The 20,627-nt window shown below is 66.1% G+C and carries 20 protein-coding genes and 1 riboswitch; of the genes, 5 read left to right on the top strand and 15 right to left on the bottom strand.

Features of this window, described 5'->3' with window-relative positions; all coding sequences use genetic code 11:
* Positions 1–33: 33 nt before the first annotated feature.
* The 6 genes from EL272_RS06015 to EL272_RS05990 form a co-directional block, all read right to left on the bottom strand.
* A complete protein-coding gene (locus EL272_RS06015; RefSeq protein ID WP_014846328.1) occupies positions 34–1,740 on the bottom strand; it encodes an L-lactate permease in 1,707 nt (568 codons plus the stop codon).
* Positions 1,741–1,888: 148 nt separating this feature from the next.
* Entirely contained in the window at positions 1,889–2,644 is a 756-nt protein-coding gene (locus EL272_RS06010; protein WP_014846327.1) for a class I SAM-dependent methyltransferase, read from the bottom strand.
* A complete protein-coding gene (locus tag EL272_RS06005; protein WP_014846326.1) occupies positions 2,641–3,417 on the bottom strand; it encodes an ABC transporter ATP-binding protein in 777 nt (258 codons plus the stop codon). The genes EL272_RS06010 and EL272_RS06005 overlap by 4 nt, the downstream gene beginning before the upstream one ends.
* Complete coding sequence (locus EL272_RS06000) at positions 3,414–4,415, bottom strand: ABC transporter substrate-binding protein (RefSeq protein WP_041696362.1); 1,002 nt, start codon at positions 4,413–4,415, stop codon at positions 3,414–3,416. The genes EL272_RS06005 and EL272_RS06000 overlap by 4 nt, the downstream gene beginning before the upstream one ends.
* Positions 4,416–4,511: 96 nt before the next feature.
* Positions 4,512–5,525, bottom strand: coding sequence for an ABC transporter substrate-binding protein (locus EL272_RS05995; RefSeq protein WP_014846324.1), 1,014 nt, complete (start codon positions 5,523–5,525; stop codon positions 4,512–4,514).
* 22 nt (positions 5,526–5,547) lie between these two features.
* Complete coding sequence (locus EL272_RS05990; protein WP_014846323.1) at positions 5,548–6,588, bottom strand: FecCD family ABC transporter permease; 1,041 nt, start codon at positions 6,586–6,588, stop codon at positions 5,548–5,550.
* Between the two features lie 33 nt (positions 6,589–6,621).
* A riboswitch (cobalamin riboswitch) is annotated at positions 6,622–6,730 on the bottom strand.
* A gap of 96 nt (positions 6,731–6,826) precedes the next feature.
* Between EL272_RS05990 and EL272_RS05985 the strand changes: the two genes are divergently transcribed.
* The gene (locus EL272_RS05985; RefSeq protein WP_014846322.1) at positions 6,827–7,528 is read left to right on the top strand and encodes a FadR/GntR family transcriptional regulator; all 702 of its coding nucleotides are present in this window, start codon (positions 6,827–6,829) and stop codon (positions 7,526–7,528) included.
* Between the two features lie 19 nt (positions 7,529–7,547).
* On the opposite strand, the gene truB is transcribed toward EL272_RS05985, so the two are convergent.
* The 4 genes from truB to EL272_RS05965 all read right to left on the bottom strand — a co-directional run bounded on the left by truB (position 7,548) and on the right by EL272_RS05965 (position 12,171).
* Positions 7,548–8,411, bottom strand: a complete 864-nt coding sequence (gene truB / locus EL272_RS05980) for a tRNA pseudouridine(55) synthase TruB (protein ID WP_014846321.1) — start codon at positions 8,409–8,411, stop codon at positions 7,548–7,550.
* Positions 8,408–8,842, bottom strand: coding sequence for a 30S ribosome-binding factor RbfA (gene rbfA / locus EL272_RS05975; protein WP_014846320.1), 435 nt, complete (start codon positions 8,840–8,842; stop codon positions 8,408–8,410). The genes truB and rbfA overlap by 4 nt, the downstream gene beginning before the upstream one ends.
* 13 nt (positions 8,843–8,855) lie before the next feature.
* Positions 8,856–11,720, bottom strand: coding sequence for a translation initiation factor IF-2 (gene infB, locus EL272_RS05970; RefSeq protein WP_041696360.1), 2,865 nt, complete (start codon positions 11,718–11,720; stop codon positions 8,856–8,858).
* Positions 11,721–11,916: 196 nt separating this feature from the next.
* Entirely contained in the window at positions 11,917–12,171 is a 255-nt protein-coding gene (locus EL272_RS05965; protein WP_041696358.1) for a YlxR family protein, read from the bottom strand.
* A gap of 122 nt (positions 12,172–12,293) precedes the next feature.
* Between EL272_RS05965 and EL272_RS05960 the strand changes: the two genes are divergently transcribed.
* Positions 12,294–12,926 carry a hypothetical protein gene (locus EL272_RS05960; protein ID WP_014846317.1) on the top strand — a complete coding sequence of 211 codons (633 nt, stop codon included), beginning with the start codon at positions 12,294–12,296 and terminating at the stop codon, positions 12,924–12,926.
* 9 nt (positions 12,927–12,935) lie between these two features.
* Here the strand turns inward: EL272_RS05960 and nusA are convergent, their stop codons facing one another.
* A complete protein-coding gene (nusA, locus tag EL272_RS05955) occupies positions 12,936–13,913 on the bottom strand; it encodes a transcription termination factor NusA (RefSeq protein ID WP_014846316.1) in 978 nt (325 codons plus the stop codon).
* A 1-nt stretch (position 13,914) separates the two neighbouring features.
* Positions 13,915–14,421: a ribosome maturation factor RimP gene (gene rimP, locus EL272_RS05950; RefSeq protein ID WP_014846315.1), complete on the bottom strand. Its 507-nt coding sequence runs from the start codon at positions 14,419–14,421 to the stop codon at positions 13,915–13,917.
* Between the two features lie 72 nt (positions 14,422–14,493).
* On the opposite strand from rimP, the gene EL272_RS05945 reads away from it, so the two are divergent.
* The gene (locus EL272_RS05945; RefSeq protein WP_126409366.1) at positions 14,494–15,387 is read left to right on the top strand and encodes a hypothetical protein; all 894 of its coding nucleotides are present in this window, start codon (positions 14,494–14,496) and stop codon (positions 15,385–15,387) included.
* Positions 15,388–15,398: 11 nt separating this feature from the next.
* On the opposite strand, the gene EL272_RS05940 is transcribed toward EL272_RS05945, so the two are convergent.
* The 3 genes from EL272_RS05940 to ispG all read right to left on the bottom strand — a co-directional run bounded on the left by EL272_RS05940 (position 15,399) and on the right by ispG (position 19,223).
* Complete coding sequence (locus tag EL272_RS05940; protein ID WP_061787071.1) at positions 15,399–17,156, bottom strand: proline--tRNA ligase; 1,758 nt, start codon at positions 17,154–17,156, stop codon at positions 15,399–15,401.
* An 89-nt stretch (positions 17,157–17,245) separates the two neighbouring features.
* A complete protein-coding gene (locus tag EL272_RS05935; protein WP_014846312.1) occupies positions 17,246–18,079 on the bottom strand; it encodes a GNAT family N-acetyltransferase in 834 nt (277 codons plus the stop codon).
* A gap of 1 nt (position 18,080) precedes the next feature.
* Positions 18,081–19,223, bottom strand: coding sequence for a flavodoxin-dependent (E)-4-hydroxy-3-methylbut-2-enyl-diphosphate synthase (ispG, locus tag EL272_RS05930; RefSeq protein ID WP_014846311.1), 1,143 nt, complete (start codon positions 19,221–19,223; stop codon positions 18,081–18,083).
* A gap of 44 nt (positions 19,224–19,267) precedes the next feature.
* Here ispG and EL272_RS05925 point away from each other — a divergent pair, with 44 nt between their 5' ends.
* Both EL272_RS05925 and EL272_RS05920 read left to right on the top strand, forming a co-directional pair.
* Positions 19,268–19,999, top strand: a complete 732-nt coding sequence (locus tag EL272_RS05925; protein ID WP_061787072.1) for a cobalt-precorrin-6A reductase — start codon at positions 19,268–19,270, stop codon at positions 19,997–19,999.
* Positions 20,000–20,103: 104 nt separating this feature from the next.
* Positions 20,104–20,625 carry an EXLDI protein gene (locus tag EL272_RS05920; RefSeq protein ID WP_061787196.1) on the top strand — a complete coding sequence of 174 codons (522 nt, stop codon included), beginning with the start codon at positions 20,104–20,106 and terminating at the stop codon, positions 20,623–20,625.
* Positions 20,626–20,627 lie beyond the last annotated feature (2 nt).

Raw genomic sequence — 20,627 nt, 5'->3', positions numbered from 1 at the left:
CGGGTCGGCCAACCACGATTCAATTGTCGGTGCTCAGCCCAGCATTGGTGAAATCAGCCAGCTCAGCACCGGGGTGGACATCAGGCCTGCGAGCAGGCAGAGCAGGAACAGCAGGACAAAGCTCCAAGCGATGATCCGGCGTAGGATGGCCGATTCGCTTCCCGCCAGGCCAATGGCGCTCGAGGCGATGGCCAAGGACTGGGGCGAGATCATCTTGCCCACGACACCGCCGGCGGCATTGGAACCGACCAGCAGCTGCCGCATGCTCTCCACGGTGAGCGTTGCGGTCCCGCCGCCGATTTCCTGGCCGACGCTCGACTGGAGCCCGGAGAAGAGAATGTTGGCGGAGGTGTCCGAACCGGTCACGTAAGTGCCGATCCAGCCGAGCACCGGGGCCAGGAATGGGTAGATGACGCCGGCTCCGGAGATGAACTTTCCTAGGGCGAAAGTCTGGCCGGAGTCGCCCATGACATAGGCCAAGGCCACGACCGCTCCGATGGTGAGCATGGCGAATTTCATCTTCACCACATTGACCCACAGCTCCTTGAAGGCATCCTTCATGGATACCTTGTAGATGAGAGCGGTCAGGATGGCCACGAGGGCCAGCAGGATGCCCGGGGTGGAGGCCCACTGGAAGGTGTAGTTCTGGTGTGAAGACGCTTTCCCTGCCGTGTCCATCATCTCCGACAACCCGGGCCAGGCGAATTTGACGTCTCCCAGCTTCAGGAAGTTCTTGACAGCGTCAATGGCCGCTACTCCGAAGACCACTATGACCAGCAAATAGGGGACGAGGGCCATGAAGATCTTGCTACCGGTGAGATTGGATGTGTCGGCGGCCTCCGTCTTGGTGGTCGCGGTCTCGAGTTCGGGATCGACCGGGCGGCCGATGCGGGCCACGATCTCGGCGTCTCCCTTGGGCTTCCAGACCCTGGTGAAGGCGATGGCCACCGCGACGCTGACCACCGCGGCGATGAGCTCGGTCAGGTTGAACAGCGGGGTGGCGGAGACGATCCACTTGACGATGCCGAAGGTCACGCCGACCACCAGGCCGAAGGGCCAGCACTCCTTGACGCCCTTCTTGCCGTCCATGACCGCGAGGAGCAGGAAGGGCACCACGAGGCACAGAATGGCGGTCAGCCGCCCCGTGGTCGGGGAGATGGAGAGCACGTTCTCAAATCCGCCCACCGCTGCAGCCTGGATGACGGGCAACCCAACCGCGCCGAAGGCCACGGGAACGGTGTTGGCAAGCAGGGCGATGAGTGCCGCACGAATCGGTGAGAAACCAACCGCCACGAGCATGGCGGCCGCGATGGCGACCGGGGCACCGAAGCCGGCTAGGGCCTCGAGAAGGCCGCCGAAGCAGAAGGCGATCAGCAGGCCGAGCACGCGCGGGTCGTCGCTGATCAGGAAGAAGGTGTTGCGCAGGTCCTCGAACCGGCCCGAGATCACGGTCACCTGGTACATCCAGATGGCCATCAGCAGGATCCACACGATCGGGAAAAGGCCGTATACGAATCCCTGGAGGCTCGATGAAACGGCCATCGTGACGGGCATATTGAACGCCAGGATGGCCACGACGAAGGCCAAAGCCCAGGACACGGCCCCTGCGATGTGTGCCTTCCAGCGCAGCGCTCCGAGGGTGACGAGCATGCACACGATGGGAATGAAGGCCACCAGAGCCGAGAGCCATTGTGCCCCGAGCGGATTGGGCCCTGGTGTGAACTCTAGGAGGGATGACATGTCGGGAACTCCATCGTCCAGTTTTCTGGGCCCGGGCGGGCCCTTGGTTGGTCCGACCATAGCACATTGTCGCGACGGGGTGTCCAGCCATTTTCGACCCGTTTTCAGGGGGTAAATGCCCTCCAGGAAGTAGCACTTCCGGTGCCCCTCAGGGCAGCCGAGCGAACACCACCACGTCGTCGAACCAGCGGAAGATGTGGGTGGTCTCGACGAACCCCGCGGCCCGGAGTGCGCTCAGGTGGAACTCCAGGCTGACCTTCACGGTCGGGGACTTGTCGGACCAGCGTTCCTCCCATTCCTTCGCCTCGGCCTCCCAGCCCGGCACGGAACGAGCCGCCTCCCACCAGGCCTCCCAGGTCATGGCCCCGGAGTCGATGGCCGCCAGGCGGAACTTTTCCCGCTGTTCCTCCGCGACCCCTTTCAGGAAAGGCTCTGTGGCCCCGTCGAAGTAGAGGTGATCAGCATTCAGGAACACCGCTCCCGGGTTCAGCACCTGTGGCAGGGCCACGTACAACCCCGCCAGCTTGTCTGGGTTGAGCCAGTGCAGAGCCGTTGCGCTGACCACAGCGTCGAAACGTTCCCGGCCCACCTCGTGGACCCAGCCCGGAGCGGTGAGGTCGAGATCGAGAAGTCTCATCCGTTCGCCGTGCCGGTTGGTCTCCCGCCCCAGGCGCAGCAGGATCGGGTCGCGGTCGACGCCAACCACCTCGGCGTCGGGGAAGCGATCGGCCACGGCGTCGCAGAGGGAACCGGGACCGCATCCCAGGTCCAGGACCCGCAGGGGCCGGCCCTCGGGGTGGGCTGCCGCCAGCATCTCCAGCATCGCCTTGACGCGCTGGTCGCGGAACTCTATGAAAGCGGTCTGCTGGATGTGCCAGGCGGCGAGCAGTTCCTCCGGGGTCATTCGTTCTCCTTCGGTTCGGTTTCAGGGCTGAAGATCAGGTGGGGAAGGTTCTCGTGCGCGAGACGGTGCACCCGCAGGTGATAGATGGGTTCCAGGATCTCGGGGGTCAGGACCTCTTCCGGGGTGCCACTGGCAACGACCTTCCCGTCATTGATCACGAGCAGCCGGGTACAGAACCGGGCCGCCAGGTTCAGATCGTGCAACACCATCACGACCGCGCAACCGAGTTCCGTGACCAACCCCAGCAGAGAGAACTGGTGGTGCAGGTCGAGATGGTTGGTCGGTTCGTCCAGCAGCAGGTGACTGGCCCGCTGGGCGATGGCCCGGGCCACCAGCACCCGCTGGCGTTCGCCGCCGGAGAGCTGGGTGATGAGCCGGTCGGCCAAGTGACTGGCCTCCACCTGTTCGAGAGCGTCGTTGATGATCACCCGGTCGGAGGCATCCCCATACGCCATGAGGGTGCGGCTCGCGAGCCGGCCGAGACCGACGGCGTCACGGACTTTCAGCGGCAGGGCCGTCTCGGTGTCCTGGGCCACCACGGCTATTCGGCGCGCGATTTCCCTACGTGGGAGCCGGGAGAGGTCGTCCCCGTCGATCACGACGGTGCCCCCGCTGGCGCGGAGGGCCCGGTTCAGGGCAAGAAGGAGAGTAGTCTTCCCGGAACCATTCGGGCCCACCACCCCGACGACCTCACCCGGCTCAGCGGTCAGGTGGGCCCCCGCGAGCACCACCCGACCGCCACGGGCCACACTGAGCTGATCGGCTTGAATCACTTGTTAGCCATTTTCTTCGCCAGCGTGGCAGCGCCCTCGACAGAGAGCACGTTCGGTGGGTCCGTCAGCACGAAAGGGATCACGACGAGATGGTCATTGACCACCGCCTTGAGTTGCTCCGCCCCGCTGAAGGACTTGAAGGTCTGGATCGTCTCCTCGTCGCTGGCACCCGACGAAAGCAGCACGATCCAGTCGGGGTTGCGGGCCAGGAGATCCTCCATGGAGCCGTCAAACACCCTGGTGGTGTTGTCGCCATAGACATTGGTGAGGCCGTTAGCATCGAGGATGGGCTGGCTCATCGACGAGCTTCCATAGGCGCTGAACCGGGTGGATCCCGCGGTGATGTAGAGAGCCGCTCCCGTTCCCCGGCCCGAGGGCGCATCGGCCTTCAGTTTGGCGGTCTTCGCGTGGATTTCGGCGATGACGGTGTTCGCCTTGTCCTCGACCCCGAAGATCTTGGCCAGGTTGTTGATCTCGTTGTCGATCAGCTCCCAGGATGCCTTCTCGACGGAGTACTTGGGGCAGTAGGCCTCGGGAGAGTAGAGCTGGACCCCTCCCTTGGCCACCTGCTCCCGTTCGACTCCCTTGTCGTAGCCGATCACCAGATCCACGTGCGAGTTCAGGATCGTCTCGGTCGCGATTTTCACCCCACCGGTATCGGTTTTGCCCGCTTCCACCGATTCGATGGCGTCGTGCTTGGCCTGGAGTTCCGGAGCGGCCGATCCGAAATGGGCGTTTCCAGCCCGCAGGTTGATCTTGTCCATCAGCCCGAGGGCGTCCATGTTTGACACACTGGTGTCCCCGAGAACGAGCACCCTGGACGGCGGCGCATCGAAGTGGAGTGTCTGCCCGCAGCTGACGATGTCGACGGGATAGTTACCGCCTCCGGACGCGGCGGCGCTGTTGCTGGCGCTCTGGGCGGCGCGATCGGCCGCTGAGGTGCCGCAGGCGGTCAGCAGGAGGGCCGCGGCGCCCGCGAGAGCGATGATTCGTCTCATGGCTTCCCTTTCAAGGCTGTGCATTTAGTTGTTTGCCCCCATGTTGTGCCGGATGCCCCACTCATCCGGTCACAACGACTTAACGCCGACCCCGGATCAGCTACCCGCGATCTCCTGGGACAGCTGGGTGGCTCCCTTGACGGACAGGGTTGTCGGCGGATCGGTCAGCGAGAACGGCAGCACCACCACTTGGTTGTTGGTCACCGCCTTGAGCCGATCGGCCCCGTTGAAACTCTTGAAAGCCTCCAAGGTCTGCTCCTTCGTCGCCTCAAGGGAGAGCAGCACGATCCAGTCGGGATTCCGCTTCAGGATGTCCTCCATGGAACCGTCGAAGACGCGGGTCGTGTTGTCCTCGTACGAGTTCTTCAACCCGTTTGCCTCGAAGATCGGCTGGACCATCGAGGAGGTTCCGTAGGCGTAGAAGTTGCTCTGCCCCGGGGTGATGTAGAGCGCGATCCCGGTGGCGCCGGCGGCTTTGCCCTTCGCATCGAGGGCATCGACATCCGCCTTGCGTTTCTCGATCACGGATGCGGCTTTGTCCTGGACGCCGAAAATCGAGGCGAGGTTGTTGACCTCGGTGTCGATGAGATCCCAGGTGGCGTGTTTGACCGAGTAGTTGGGGCAGAAGGCCGCCGGGGAGTACAGCTGCACCCCGGCCTTCTTCAACGCCTCCCGGTCAACGCCTTCCTCGTAGCCGATCACCAGGTCGACCTTGTTCTCCAGGACCACCTCGGTGGAGACCTTGACGCCACCGGTTTCGATCTCGCTGGAAGCGACCGCCTGAATTGCGTTGTACTTGGCCTGCAGCTCCTCCTGACCGGTGCCGAAATTCTTGTCCCCGGCCCGCAGGGACAGTTTGTCCACCACCCCGAGGGCGTCGAGATTCGGCAGGCCGGTGCCGTTGAGAATCAGGACCTTCTTCGGCGCGGAGTCGAAATGAAGCTTCTCCCCACAGCTGTCAACCTCGGCTGGGAAACCACCCTGCTGGGCGGCGCCCGGGGACGCCGTGGCGGAGGCACTGGCACTCTGGGATGCCCGTTCGGCCGCGGAGGTGCCGCAAGCGGTCAGGGCGAGAGCCATCGCGGCGATTGGGACAAGAAGTTTCTTCATGAATTTCCTGTTCTTTCCGGATTCACAGGCTGTGGCCCTGACGGCGGACCAGCAACACGAGCCACGGAGCCCCGACGAGCCCGGTGACCACACCAATCGGGACCTCGGCCGGGGCGAACGCGAGGCGCGCGAACGCATCGGCCCAGACGAGGAAGAGACCGGCCGCCAGAGCGGAACCGAGCACCAGGAATCGGTGGGCGGGACCTATGAAGGATCTGACCAGGTGGGGCACCACGAGGCCGACGAAACCGATGCCGCCCGCAGTGGCGACGGCCAGGGCGATGGCTGCGGACACCGGGATCAGCAGCAGGATCCGGGCCCGGGCCGGCTCGACACCCACTGCCTGGGCGGTGCGGTCGCCGCTGGCCAGGGCATCGAGGATCGGGCCGCACAGCACCATCAGCACCGTGAGCAGCAACGCCGCGATCGTGATGACGGGTACCGAATCCCAGCCTGCCCGGGCCAGCGACCCGAGGGTCCAGAACATGACCGAACGGGCGGTCTCCGGCGAGTCGGAGGAGAAGATTATGAGATTGGTCAGGGCCTGGAAACCGAACCCGACGCCCAATCCTCCAAGGATCAGTTGCAGCGGCGACTGGGTGCGTCCCGCGATTGCCAGGACCAGTAGGGTGGCCAGCAACGCCCCCGCGAAGGCCATCACCCCGACGACGGTGGCAACGGAAGTGCCGACGATGATGATGGCGAAGGCGGCGCCGGAGGACGCACCGGCGCTGACCCCCAGCACGTAGGGTTCGGCCAGGGCGTTGCGGACCACGGCCTGCAACACCACACCTGACACCCCGAGGATCACGGCGACCGCCACCCCGGCGATGATCCGGGGCAGCCGCGTGTCCCAGACGATGGCGTCTATGGAGCGGTCCCAGGTGATCTGAACGTCAAGTCCCGGTATGTGGCTGGCCAGGACACCGATGACCTCATCCAGGGGCACGGCCGCAGCCCCGATGACAACCGTGAGGGCCGGTGTGAGCAGCAGCGCCAACGCCAGCACGACGAGGCGCAGTCCGACCCCGACACGAGACCGGAAGCGGGCGGTGCGGAACATTAGGTGGCTTTCCGTTAAGGGCCGTTGCGCGCGGCCAGGTCGCTCGTCCCAGCCAGCATTCGGACTCGGGATTTTTCCCTCACCGTTGCGCGTCAGTCCCGGACTCCCACCGGATTCCCTGACTGAGACGGGTCGATCGTAACAGAAGCCGTTAATGGCCGACACACCGGGGGTGCCTTGATCAGGCCTGTTGTCCGGCCCGATCGTCCGAGCCCTGTTCCGGTGAGACAATGGTTCCATGTTGCAGGGAGACGACCGCAAGGCGCATCGGGTAGCGCTGGATCACATCGAGGCGTCGCTGCTCAACGGGAAGTACAAGGTAGGGGCGAAGCTGCCCCCGGAACGCGATCTGGCCAAGGAATTGGGTGTGAGCCGCGGTGCGGTCAGGGAGGCCATCCGAGTGCTGCAGGCCCAGGGAATCCTGGAATCCCACCCGGGACCGGGACGCGGCACCCGCATCATCGCCGGACACACGGCGGCGCTGGGCCGTCTGTTCCGGCTGCACCTGGCGTTGTCATCCACGTCCGCGCTCGACCTGACCGACACCCGGGTGGCACTGGAGCGTTCGACAGCGACGCTCGCCTCCCGCCACTGGGACGACGAGGCGCTGAACAAGCTGGGGGACCTGGTGGACCGGATGGACCGGGAAACCACGCTGGACGAGTTCAACGCCCTCGACACCGACTTCCACGTGGAGATTGCCTTGACGGCCCACAACCCGTTCATCGGGGATCTCAGCTCCGCCATCCGGCAGGCCATGCGTGCCCCGATCCGGGACGCGTCCATGGCCGTTGACGACTGGCAGGCACTCAGGAACACCCTGTGCAAGCAGCACCGGCAGATTTTCGAGGCCATCGAGAAACGCGACGGAGACTTGGCCGCCGTCCTGATGGAGGAGCACATCCGAACCGCCTACCAGGCCCTCAAACTGGGAATCTGAAACTGGGAATCTGAAAAGTTCACACCAGCACCGCCACGGGCTTCGCGCCGTCACCGTCGGGGCGGTACAGGGCGAGCAGTTCGCCCGCCGGGGAGAGAATCCCGGTCACGTCGGCAGGCACGGTCATGTCCAGGCGGCGTCCGAAACCCACGTCCGCTGCCCTCCCGAGATCCACCGTGACGCAGGGAAAGCTGCGCTTGGCAGCATCCGCCATGGACATCATCGTGGGGGGATCCTCGCCCAGTTCGACGGCCACGGACAGGTCGTAACTGCCGATCCGTGTGCGTCGGAGGGCGGTCAGGTGCCCACCGACCCCGAGGGACTTCCCCAAGTCGCGGGCGATGGCGCGCACGTAGGTTCCGGAGGAACATTCCACGTCGATGTCCACATCGAGGATCCCCTCCCCGGGGTGGGAGGCCAGTACGTCCAGGCGGGTCACCTCCACCTCTCGCGCCTTCAGTTCCACCTCCATCCCGCGCCTTGCCAGGTCGTAGGCGCGTTTGCCATTCACCTTGATCGCTGAAACCGCCGACGGCACCTGCTGGATCCTGCCGCGCAGCGAGGCGAGCGCCGGTTCCAGGTCGCCCGGGGTGATCCCGGATGCGTCGGCCACCGCGGCCACCTCACCGTCGGCGTCATCGGTGGTGGATCCCTGACCGAGACGTACGGTGGCCAGGTAGCGTTTGTCGTGCAGGGCGAGATGCCCCAGCAGCCGGGTGGCCCGGTTCACACCGAGGATCAGCACCCCGGTGGCCATGGGGTCGAGGGTCCCGGCGTGCCCGATCCTCCGGGTGCCGAGCAGCCGGCGGAGGCGCCCCACCACCTGGTGTGAGGTCACCCCCGCCGGTTTGTCGACCACGACGACGCCGGATTCGGCGCTCACTCGTGATCGTCGCCCGTGCGCGGTTTCCTGTAGGGATCGGCATCACCCGCGAAGGACTTCCCCACCGCCTCGGCTGCGGCCTCGGCATCCCGGGCCTGTGCCTTGGCCAGCAGGTCCTCGATGCTGCGGGCCGCCTCCGGGGTGGCGTCCAGCACAAAGGTGAGCGTCGGGGTGTGTCGCAGCTGGAGCTGCGACCCCACTGCCGTGCGCAGCATGCCCGTGGCCGACGCCAAGGCTGCCGCGGTTCCCGCCCTGGCCGATTCGTCGCCCATGACCGTGTAGAACACGGTGGCCTCCCGGTTGTCGCCGGTGAGTCGCACGTCCGTGACGGTGACGAACCCCAGCCGGGGATCCTTGACCCTTCTCTCCAAGGTGGAGGCGAGGATCACCTTGATCTGATCCGCCAGTTTGGCGTTCCTGGGATTTGGCATCTGTCAGCTCCTGTCAGGACCGCTCGCGTTCGACCATCTCGAAGGTCTCGATGACGTCGCCGATGTGGATGTCGTTGTAGTTGTTCAGCGTCATACCGCACTCGAAGCCCTCACGGACCTCGGTGACGTCGTCCTTCTCGCGCCGCAACGAGGCGATGGAGGTTTCCGCCACCACCACGCCGTCGCGCAGCAACCGGGCCTTCTGGTTCCGCTTGATGGAACCTTCGGTGATCATGCAACCCGCGATGTTGCCGAACTTGGAGGAACGGAAAATCTCGCGGATCTCGGCCTGGCCACGGATCTCCTCGGCGAAGATCGGTTTGAGCATGCCCTTGAGGGCGGACTCGATCTCGTCGATGGCGGCGTAGATGACCGAGTGGTAGCGGATGTCCACGTTCTCGCGGTCGGCGAGCTGGGCGGCGTGGGCCGTTGCGCGGACGTTGAAGCCGATGATGACGGCCTTCGACGCAGCTGCCAGCGACACGTTGGTCTCGGTGATGGCGCCGACGCCGCGGTCGATGACGCGCAGGCTGACCTCGTCGCCGACGTCGATCTGCGACAGCGCGTCCTCCAGGGCCTCGACGGAACCGGCCCCGTCGCCCTTGAGGATGAGCAGAAGTTCTTGGGTTTCGCCCTTCTGCAGCTCGTCGAACAACTGGTCGAGGGTCTTGCGGCGGCTGGTTTTCGCCTGCTGCGCAGCACGCATGCGCGCCTCGCGTTTGTCGGCGATCTGCCGGGCCATCCGGTCGTCCTCGACGACCAGGAAGTTGTCGCCGGCCCCGGGAACCGAGGTCAGTCCCAGCACCTGCACGGGCATCGACGGCAGCGCCTCGGTGACGTTTCCGCCCTGGTCGTCGATGAGTGCACGCACGCGGCCGTGCGCCGAACCGGCGACGATGGAATCCCCGATCCGGAGCGTCCCACGATGCACCAGCACGGTGGCGACCGGGCCACGTCCCTTGTCGAGGTGCGCCTCAATGGCCACGCCCTGGGCGGGCATGTCCGGGTTGGCCCGCAGGTCGAGGGCCGCGTCGGCGGTCAGGATGATGGCCTCGAGAAGACCGTCCAGACCTTCGTGGGTGACGGCGGAGACGTCGACGAACTGCGTCTCGCCGCCGTACTCCTCGGGCACCAGTCCGAACTCAGAGAGCTGGCCGCGGACCCTCACCGGGTCGGCGGTGGGTTTGTCGATCTTGTTGACCGCGACCACGATGGGCACATCGGCCGCCTTGGCGTGGTTGAGGGCCTCGATGGTCTGCGGCATCACACCATCATCGGCTGCGATGACGAGCACCGCGATGTCGGTTGACTTGGCGCCCCGGGCGCGCATGGCCGTGAATGCCTCGTGGCCGGGGGTGTCGATGAAGGTGATGGCGCGTTCCTCACCGTCGACCTCTGTTTCAACCTGGTAGGCGCCGATTGCCTGCGTGATGCCACCGGCCTCGCCTGCCACCACGTTGGTGTGGCGCAATGCGTCGAGCAGTTTCGTCTTGCCGTGGTCGACGTGACCCATGACGGTGACGACCGGCGGACGGGCCCTGAGGTCCTCCTCGCTGCCGATGTTCTCCCCGAACTCCAGGTCGAAGGATTCGAGCAGTTCGCGGTCCTCGTCCTCAGGCGAGACCACCTCGATGTTGTAGTCCAGCTCGGCGCCCAACACCTCAAGAGTGTCGTCGGCGACCGACTGGGTGGCGGTGACCATCTCACCCAGGTGGAACAGCACCTGAACCAGGGAGGCCGGCTCTACACCGATCTTCTCGGCGAGGTCCGTCAGGGAAGCGCCACGGCGCAACCGCACGGTCTGGCCGTCGCCCTTGCGGAGCCGCACACCACCGATGGTGGGGGCCTCCATCTGGTCGAACTCCTGCCTGCGCTGCTTCTTGGACTTACGTCCACGCCTGCCGCCGGCACCGCCGCGACCGAAGGCACCCTGGGTGCCACCGCCGCGACCGCGACCGCCACCACGGCCCGGACCACCGGCCGGGCCGCCCATCGGCGGGCCACCGAATCCACCACCGCCGGGACGTCCCTGTGAACTTGGGCGGCCACGCCCGGAGCCGCCGGAACGACCCGAACCGCGGACGGATGCCTGGCCGAGGGTGGAGTTCTGGGTCTTGGGCATCATCGCCGGATTGGGACGGGGCAGGCCGCCGGTGCCTCCGGGACGCGGCATCCGCTGATCGCCGCCCTGCCGGGAACCGGTGTCACGCCGCTGCGCGCCGGGGCGTCCGACCCCCATTCCCTGGGAGGCCGCGAACGGGTTGTTGCCGGGACGCGGGGTGCCGGGGCGGCGTGCCGTGGAACCCGGGGTGGGCGCGGAACCACCCGGGCGGGGTCCCGGCCGGGCGCCCGGACGGGGCGTGGAGCTGTCCGAGGCCTTGGACGTGGGCCTGGTTCCCCCGGGACGTGGAGTGACTCCGGGGCGTGAAGTTGCTCCGGGACGTGGGGCACCGCCGGGACGCGGGGCCGCAGGCTTGGGCGCCGCTCCCGGGCGGGACGTTCCGGATTTGGGGCCCGGACGGCCGGGGGAAGGTTTGGGTGCCGGACGTGCCGACTCGGACGGGGTGGGGGGAACTGCCGGGGTGGGTGCCCCAGGGGTTGCCACCGGTTTCGTCGCTGCGGGGCCGGAAGAGGTCCTGCCCCTGTTGGCTGAGGGACGCGGCGCAGGTTTCGCCGCGGAAGGTTTGGGGGCTGCGGGCTTGGCCGCGGGGGTTTCGGGTTTGGGTGCGAACGCTTCGCGCACCTTGCGCACCACTGGCGCTTCGAGGGTTGACGAGGCGCTGGATACGTACTCGCCCATTTCCGTGAGCTTCTTCAAGAGCTCCTTGCTTGTGATCCCGATCTCTTTTGCGATCTCGTGGACGCGGGGCTTGGCCACTACTCTCCTTCGTAAGGGCCATGAGCGCACGCGCGCGCCACTGGCCCACTAGCTGATTTGCTGGGTCATCTCATGTACTCATCGAGTGGTCATGAGCGTTAACTCACTTTCTGGGGGACGCGACCTTGGGGTCGCGCGTCAGGAATGGCCCCGTGGGTGCACGCGGGCCAACGGGGATTCTACCGCCCCCGCCGCTTCAGATGCCAACCGGAGGTTTCTGTGACAACCGGATGCGCAAGGAGTCTGCCAGCAGGGCGCCCGGTCCGAACGCGCGACGCAGGGCCTGGCGTTTCTCCGCGAGCCTCAGGCAACCCACGTGCAGGTAGGCGCCACGCCCGGGAAGACGGGGTCGGGTCGCGTCCACGATCTCGTCGCCGATGCGCACCATGCGCACCATGCGGGACTGGAGATCGCGGTTCCGGCATCCGATGCAGGTACGTTCCGGTTCCACACCTCAAGCCTGTCACAACATCTCCCACGGTACCCGCAGGTTCACCACAGCCTCCTGACAGCCGGTCCCCCAACCCTTGTCCGGTGTGGCCGGAGGAGCCGGCCCGGAAAGGGAAACCAACGATGAAGAAACTTGTCATCGGGGGCGCCGCCGTCCTCGCCACCGCAGGGATCGGTCTGGGCCTGACGCAGCTGGCCAACGCGGATTCGCACTCTCCGAAACCCACCGAGAGCTCCAGCGTCTCCGTGGCGACGGGACAGGCGGGCAACCAGCAGGGCAACTCCATGGATGGACAGCACGGCGGCCCGGGCGGCGGCATGATGGGGCTGCGGGGTATCGACACCGCGACGCTGGCCCAGAAGCTCGGCGTCGAGGAGTCCAAGCTGAACGAGGCGCTCCAGAGCATCCAGCAGTCCCAGGGCCCCGGGGGTGCTCCCGGTCAGGGTAAGCCGTCCGGTAACGGCACCGGCCAGGCGGCCGAGGGCGGCCAGGGCCAGCCCCCGGCCGCCCCGCCCGGCGAGTCGGGATCGGGTGACAGGGACTCGGAGATCGCGAAGGCCCTCGCCCAAGCGCTGGGGCTCGACGAGTCGACGGTGACCACCGCCATTCAGGAGGTCAGGGCCGAGGCGAACAAGAAGGTCCTGGACCAGGCCGTCTCCGAGGGGAAACTCACCCAGGCGGAGGCCGATGCGGTTGCCAAGGCCGCCACCGCGGGAATCGCCGAGATCCACGGCGCGGGCAGCGGACCTCGGTGATCTCTGGAGTCAGGAGTCGGTGGATTCGACGTCGGGTTGGATGTCGATCCGCCACCCCGTGAGTCTCGCCGCCAGTCGCGCGTTCTGCCCCTCACGCCCGATTGCCAGCGAGAGCTGGTAATCGGGCACTATGGCGCGGCAGGCGTGCGCGGCCTCGTTGGTCACGGTGACGGACAACACCTTCGCGGGAGACAGCGCCGCGGCGACGAAACGCCGGGGGTCCTCGGACCAGTCGACAATGTCGATCTTCTCGTCGCTGAGTTCGTTCGTGACGGCCCTGACCCGCTGCCCCATGGGTCCTATGCAGGCTCCCTTGGCAGAGACGTCGGGATTCTTGCTCGACACAGCGATCTTGGAGCGGTGACCGGCCTCGCGGGCCACTTCCTTGATCTCAACGACGCCTTGGGCGATCTCCGGCACCTCCAGGGCGAACAACTTGCGAACCAGGTTCGGGTGGGTGCGTGATACGACCACCTGCGGACCCCGCAACTCACGCCTGACCGAGACCACGTAGACCTTGAGCCGTTTGCCGTGCGGGTACTCCTCCCCCGCCACCTGCTCCGCCTGCGGCATGATGGCCTCGAGGGAACCCAGATCGACCCGGACGGCGCGGGAATCGCGATCAGCCTGGATGACGCCGGTCAGGATGTCGCCCTCCGTGCCGGAGAAGTGCCCGTACTTCTGGTCGTCCTCGGCCTCCCGGATCCGCTGGAAGATCACCTGGCGGGCCGTAGCCGCGGCGACCCGTCCGAAATCGGCAGGGGTGTCGTCGTAGAAACCGATGACGTTGTCGTCATCGTCGAACTCGGGTGCCAGAACCGCCACCCGCCCGGTCTTGCGGTCGATCTCGACCTTCACTCCGCGAAGCGGGTTGTCGGTTTTCTGATAGGCGTTCAGCAGGGCGTCCTCAAGAGTCTTGATGAGGTAGTCCATCGGGATTTCCTTGTCACGCTCAATGGCGCGCAGGGCTGCCAGGTCGATGTCCATCTCAGGCCTCCTCCTCGTTTCCGGCTTCCTCGCCCGGCAGGGCGAATTCCTTCGGGGGGTTGAGCTCCACCTCCACCTGCGCCTTGCGCACCCGTTCGAACGAAACCTCGCGCTTCGTGCCGTCGACGTCCAGTTCCACCCCGGTGTCGGTGACACGCAGAACACGTCCCGTGCACTCCCCCTCCATCAGACTCAGGCGAACGAGCCGGCCGCGGTTGCGGCGGTAGTGCTTTGCCTCGGTCAGGGGTTTTCCGACGCCCCGGCTGGTCACCTCCAAGGTGTAGGGGGCATTACCGACAGCGTTGGAGGCGTCGAGGGCAGCCGAGATTCGCGCCGATGCGGCGGAAATGTCATCCAGCACCGGACCACGCCCGTGCGGTCCATCGCCATCGACGGTGATGCGCAGCAGGCGCCGCTTTCCGATTGGGGTCACTTCGATGCTGTCCAACTCCAGCCCGGCTTCTACCAGGATGGGCTCGACGAGCACCGCGAGCTGTTGTTCTTGCATGAAGGCTCCGATTCGGTTGTGGGCTCGGTTGTGGAAGCAATCCTACGCGGCACGGAGGCTAGACTTCGGCTCATGCCCCTGACCCGCCGTCATCTGTTTGCAGGACTGGGAGCCTTGGTATTCACTTCCTGCGCACCTGAACCGGTGGTGGACAATCCCATCGCCTCACCCAAACCCTCCCAGGATCCGGGCGTGTCGGCGCTCTCAGCAGCGGTGACAGAACTGTCCGGGGCGGTCTCCCGGCAGTCCGATCCGTGGCGCGCCGCTGCCCTGGCTCAGACCTCCGCCTGGCAGGGGCGCTTGCTGGCAACCGATCCCCTCGTCGGTGGTGAGCCCGTGTTCCCGGAGGCCTCTCCTTCTCCCTCCGTCTCGCAGAGCAGCGATCCGGGCGTCGGTCTTACGGCCGCCACGCAGCTGGTGATGGATGCCGCCACGAAGGCGCTTGAAGAGGCACAGCACCAGCCCATGAGGCTGCTTCATCTCTCGGTCCTCCTGGCCGCCAAGGGCCTGACGAATCCAGACGCACTTCCCGGCGAGGTCACGAACGAGCCGTACCAGTACCAGGACGTCGCAGACAAAACCGCGCTCGGTACCGCGCTCACCCATGTCTGGGCGCTGTTGCAGGCACTCGAGAAGGGACTGGGCCTCACGCCACCGAAGGACCCCCAGCACGCTGTCCTGCTGGCGCGGCACACCGAGCTGAAGGACCTCCGGGACCGGTTGATCGCGATGCTAGGAACCGACCGACCCCGCCAGGACGGTCACTACGAACTGCCTTCCATCACCGACGCCGCATCTCTCCAGGCCGCCCAGACGGTATTGGAACTGAAGCTGCTGGACGGCCTCGCGGGAGCGGTGGCCGCGGCCGGTGAGAAGGACTGGCTGAACGAGGCTCTGGCCCAGGTCCCCCACGTCCAGGCGCTGGGTGGAAAGCTTCCTGCCTGGCCGGGCTGGGTGCACTCCTGAGCCGGACACGTTCAGTCTCCGGCGAGTTCCCGGACCGCAGCGACGGCGTCGGCCACCGACACCTCGCGTTTCTCCCCGGTGCGGCGGTTACGGATCTCGACCATCCCATTGGCCAGGCCCCGCCCGATCACGACGGCGACAGGCATTCCGAGCAGTTCCGCATCGGTGAACTTCACTCCGGGACTGGCCTTGCGGTCATCGTAGAGGACGTCGAGCCCGAGATCGGAGAGCTTCCCTGCCAGGTCCTCGGCGGCCTGGAACATTTCCTGGCCCTTGCCGGTGACCATCACCTGCACCTGGTAGGGAGCCAGCTCCACCGGCCACGCGAGACCCTTGTCGTCGCAGGTGGTCTCCGCGACGGCGGCGACGATGCGGGAGACCCCGATCCCGTAGGAACCCATGGTGACGGTGACGAGTTTGCCGTTGCGGTCCAAGACCTTCAGGCCCAGCGCCTCGGCGTATTTGCGGCCGAGCTGGAAGATGTGGCCCACCTCCATGCCGCGTTCCAGGCTGAGCGGACCGGAGCCGTCGGGCGCGGGATCTCCCTCACGCACCTCGGCCACATCGATGACACCGTCGGGGGTGAAATCGCGGCCCGCGACCAGGTGCATGACGTGACGGTCCTGCTGATCGGCGCCCGTCACCCATTCGGTGCCGGTGACCACCCGGGGGTCGACGAGGTATCTCACCTTGGAGGGTGACTTCTCCCCCAGCGCGCCAGGACCGATGTAGCCCTTGACCAGCGATGGATGGGCGGCGAAGTCGGTCTCCTCGAAGGGGGCTGCCTCGGCGGGGGCCAGCGCTGCGGCGAGACGTCGGGCATCGACCTCGCGGTCACCCGGCAATCCGATCGCCAACGGCCAGATGCTCCCGTCGGGCTCGGTGACCTTGAGCACCACGTTCTTCAGGGTGTCGGCGGCGTCCCATTCCCGGTCGCCGCGAGGGTGGTTCGTGTTGAGCAAATCCACCAGGGATGAGATGGTCGGGGTCCCGGGGGTGTCGACGACAACAGCGTCGGGCACGTCATCGGAGTCGACGGCGGGCGGGGACGTGACCGTCACGGCCTCCACGTTCGCGGCGTAACCTCCAGGTGAACGCACGAAACTGTCCTCCCCAGCGGACAGCACGGCCTGGAACTCCTCGGACGCAGAACCGCCCATGGCCCCGGACGTGGCCTTCACGATAACGTACTCCAGCCCGAGACGGTCGAAGATGCGAATGTAGGCGTCCCGGATAGCCTGGTAGCTGGCCTCCAGGCCCGCGTCGTCGACGTCGAAGGAGTAGGCATCCTTCATGACGAACTCGCGTCCCCGGAGCAGACCGGCGCGGGGGCGGGCCTCGTCGCGGTATTTCGTCTGGATCTGGAAGAGCATCAGGGGCAGGTCCTTGTAGGAGCTGTACAGGTCACCCACCAGAAGGGTGAACATCTCCTCGTGGGTGGGGCCGAGCAGCATGTCATTGCCACGGCGGTCCTGCAGCCGGAACAGGTTCTCCCCGTACTCGGTCCAGCGGTTGGTGGCCTCGTAGGGATCCCGGGGCAGCAGGGCGGGGAACCGCACCTCCTGGCCCCCTGCGGCCTCCATCTCCTCACGGAGAATGCCCTCGACCTTCTGCATCACCTTCAGACCCAGCGGCAGCCACGAGTACACCCCCGGTGCGACGCGACGGATGTATCCTGCCCGAACCAGCCACCGGTGGCTGGCGACCTCGGCATCCGCCGGGTCTTCACGCAGGGTCCGAACGAACAACTGGCTGAGGCGCGTGATCACAGAGGTTCCTTCCTGTCCGAGACGGGAGAACTCTACCGCCCGGTTGCCCCGATCCGGTCATGCTCCGGAGCAACAACCAGGACGCCGCATCAATAGTGAACCGTTGACAACGACCCGATCTCCTGGAAACCCAATCGTTCGTAGAGCCGGATGGCGGGGGTGTTGAAATCGTTCACGTAGAGACTGATGACCGGATGATGTTCCTGGGCCTGTGTCAGCATTCCGGACAGCAGCGCCGCTGACTGTCCCCTACCCCGCAGCGACGGGTCCAGCCAAACCCCTTGGAGCTGCGCATGGTCCCCTATCCTGGGACCCAGGTCCGCCTTGAATATCACCCTGCCGTTGTCCACCACACCCCAGGCGTCCCTCGCCCTGAGGCGGTCCTTCACGTGGGCGTCGTATCCCGGTCCGTGTTTGTAGGGGGAGGCCCCTATCTCGTCGGTGTACATGGCGATGGATGCCGCCAGGTAGGAGTCGAAGTCCCGGGTGGTCAGTTGCCGCACACGCGGGTCGGGAACCACCAGAGGCGGACCCGTGAGCGCCATCAGGGGCTGGCGCTGCCTCACGTTCACCACGTTCATCCAGTCACCGCGGAATCGGGTGGTCAATCCCAGGTACAGGCCGAGCGCCATCATGCTCGGGCCGAGAATGGACGCGCAGTGGCGCCTTTCCCCGACCGCACTGACGAAGGCGGGAATCGCCTCCGGGTCGATGCCTGCGGGAAACAGCGTGCCGCCGTCCATGCAGACCGCGGTCAGCTGCCCGTCCCGCTCGAAACCGTGGAAGAAACCGAGCGCACGTTCGTCGACACCGTACTGGTGCAGTTTGTATGTCAGGAAAAGGTTCTCGACGGGGCGCTGCAGAAGGAACTCCTGAATGGCCCACAGATCCCGGGGGCCAAGAGTTCGCAGCCTCGTCGCCATGTCAGGAAACCGACACCTGGGGCTCGCCCACCTCGTTCATCTCAGCCGCGATCCGGTGGGCCTCGGCGAGGAGGGTTTCCACGATCTGATCCTCCGGGACGGTCTTGATGACCTCACCGCGCACGAAGATCTTGCCCTTCCCGTTGCCGGAGGCCACCCCCAGGTCGGCCTCGCGGGCTTCGCCGGGACCGTTCACCACGCATCCCATGACGGCCACCCGCAGCGGGGCCTTCATACCCTCCAGGCCCTTCGTCACCTCTTCCGCGAGGGTGTACACGTCCACCTGGGCGCGTCCGCACGATGGGCAGGAGACGATGTCCAGTTTCCGGGGCCGCAGGTTGAGGGACTCCAGGATTTTGGTGCCGACCTTGACCTCCTCGGCTGGCGGAGCGGACAGGGAGACCCGGATGGTGTCGCCGATGCCCTCGCTGAGCAGCGCCCCGAAGGCCACCGACGACTTGATGGTGCCCTGGAAGGCCGGACCCGCCTCCGTCACGCCGAGGTGCAGCGGGTACTCGCAGGCCTCCGCGAGCAGTTCGTAGGCGCGAACCATGACGACGGGATCGTGGTGTTTCACGGAGATCTTGAAGTCATAGAAACCCACCTGTTCGAACAGGGACGCCTCCCACATCGCCGACTCGACCAGCGCCTCCGGTGTGGGCGCCCCGTACTTGGCCAGCAGCCGCTTGTCCAGGGAACCGGCATTGACACCGATTCGCAGCGACACCCCGGCATCGGTGGCGGCCTTGGCGATCTCAGCGACCTTGTCGTCGAACTGTTTGATGTTGCCGGGGTTGACACGCACCGCGGCGCAGCCCGCGTCGATGGCGGCGAAGACGTACCGGGGCTGGAAGTGGATGTCGGCGATCACGGGGATCTGCGACTTCATGGCGATGATCGGGAGCGCCTCCGCGTCGTCGGCGCTGGGAACCGCGACCCTGACGATGTCGCAGCCGGCAGCGGTGAGTTCGGCGATCTGTTGCAGTGTGCCGTTGATGTCCGTGGTCTTGGTGTTGGTCATCGACTGCACGGAAATCGGTGCGTCGCCTCCCACGTGGATTGACCCGACCTTGATCTTGCGGGATTTCCTACGGGGCGCGAGCACCTTCGCAGGTGCTGCGGGCATGCCAAGGCTCACAGTCATGGGGCCAGATTACTAACGACTGGACAATGGGGTTGAATGTCCGCGTGAAGACCCTCATCCTCGGCGGCACCAACGAGGGCCGCGACCTGGCAGAGCTTCTCGTGACGGACGGTCACGAGGTCATCACTTCCCTGGCCGGGCGGGTTCGCAGGCCGGCGCGCATAGCGGGTGAGGTGCGGGTCGGTGGTTTCGGTGGCGCGAACGGGATGGCCGCCTGGCTGGTGGGCAACGGGATCAACCGGGTGGTTGACGCCACCCATCCCTTCGCCGAGCAGATCAGCACCAATGCGGTGGCGGCCTGCCGGAGTACCGGGACACCGCTGCTGCGGATCTCCAGGCCAAGCTGGGCCTCGCACCCGCTGGCAGACACCTGGACCTGGGTGGCCTCCCACGACGAGGCGTCCCGGGAAGCCGCCGGATACGAGAAGGTGCTGCTGACGGTAGGCAAACAGTCGCTGGACCACTACCGGAACCTGCCGGACGTCGCGGCCCGCATGGTGGAACTCCCCGAGGAACCGCTTCCCGGCTCGTGGCGGCCGCTGCTGGAACGCGGCCCGTTCACCGTCGACTCCGAGAAGGAACTGCTGCGCGACCTGGGGGTCGATGTGTTGGTCACGAAGGACTCGGGCGGTTCCCTGACCGAGGCGAAACTGACCGCCGCCGCCGACCTGGGGGTGCGGGTGATCATGGTGCGCCGCGTCCCTGTCCCGAAGGACGTGCCGCAGGTGGCGACCCCGCGGGAAGCCCTCGCATGGGTCAATGAAGTGCCCGCATGACAAAAGTCCCGGGGAGGGCACGGGGCATGTGCTGAGAGGACACGCCGCCATGAGCTTCAACACTCGGTTTGCCCTCACCGACCAATATGCGCATACTTATATTCATGCCCAGCAAGAATGTGTACGTCGCCGAGTCCGACCTGCCCATGTTCGAGCGGGCATCTCACCTGGCCGGTGGGATGTCGGCCGCCGTCGCCGCGGGTTTGAGGCTGTACCTGGCGCAGCATGAGAAGAACCGGGAAGGAGCGGGCATGGAAACCATTGAACTCAAGGTGGACGACGGTGGCGTCGTGAGAACGAAACGCTTCTCCGGTCGGCTCCTGCTCCGCCGGAAGCAGAACGAGGGACTGCGCACACGCACCTTCAGCGTCTACGCCACGGCGCGTGGGCAGTATGCCGTGCACACACGCGACGAGCCGGACTGGTCCAGGATGTCCGCCGAGGACGACAACTCCCCCCTGTGGGAGAACCAGGAAACCTGGGAAGGCGAGTGGTGGAACACGAAACACCGTGAGCTGCACGTCTTCCGGGACATCACCGGAATGCGCGGCGAGATGCCTGACTACCTGATCGACGAGATCGAGCGAGCGGAATCCCAACCCATGGTCGAGGATCTGGACATCTGACC

Origin of the sequence: Arachnia propionica (assembly GCF_900637725.1) — a bacterium.
Classification (GTDB): Bacteria; Actinomycetota; Actinomycetes; order Propionibacteriales; family Propionibacteriaceae; genus Arachnia; species Arachnia propionica.
Note: the sequence above shows the minus strand (reverse complement) of the source record. Positions and strands in the feature narration are given on the sequence as shown.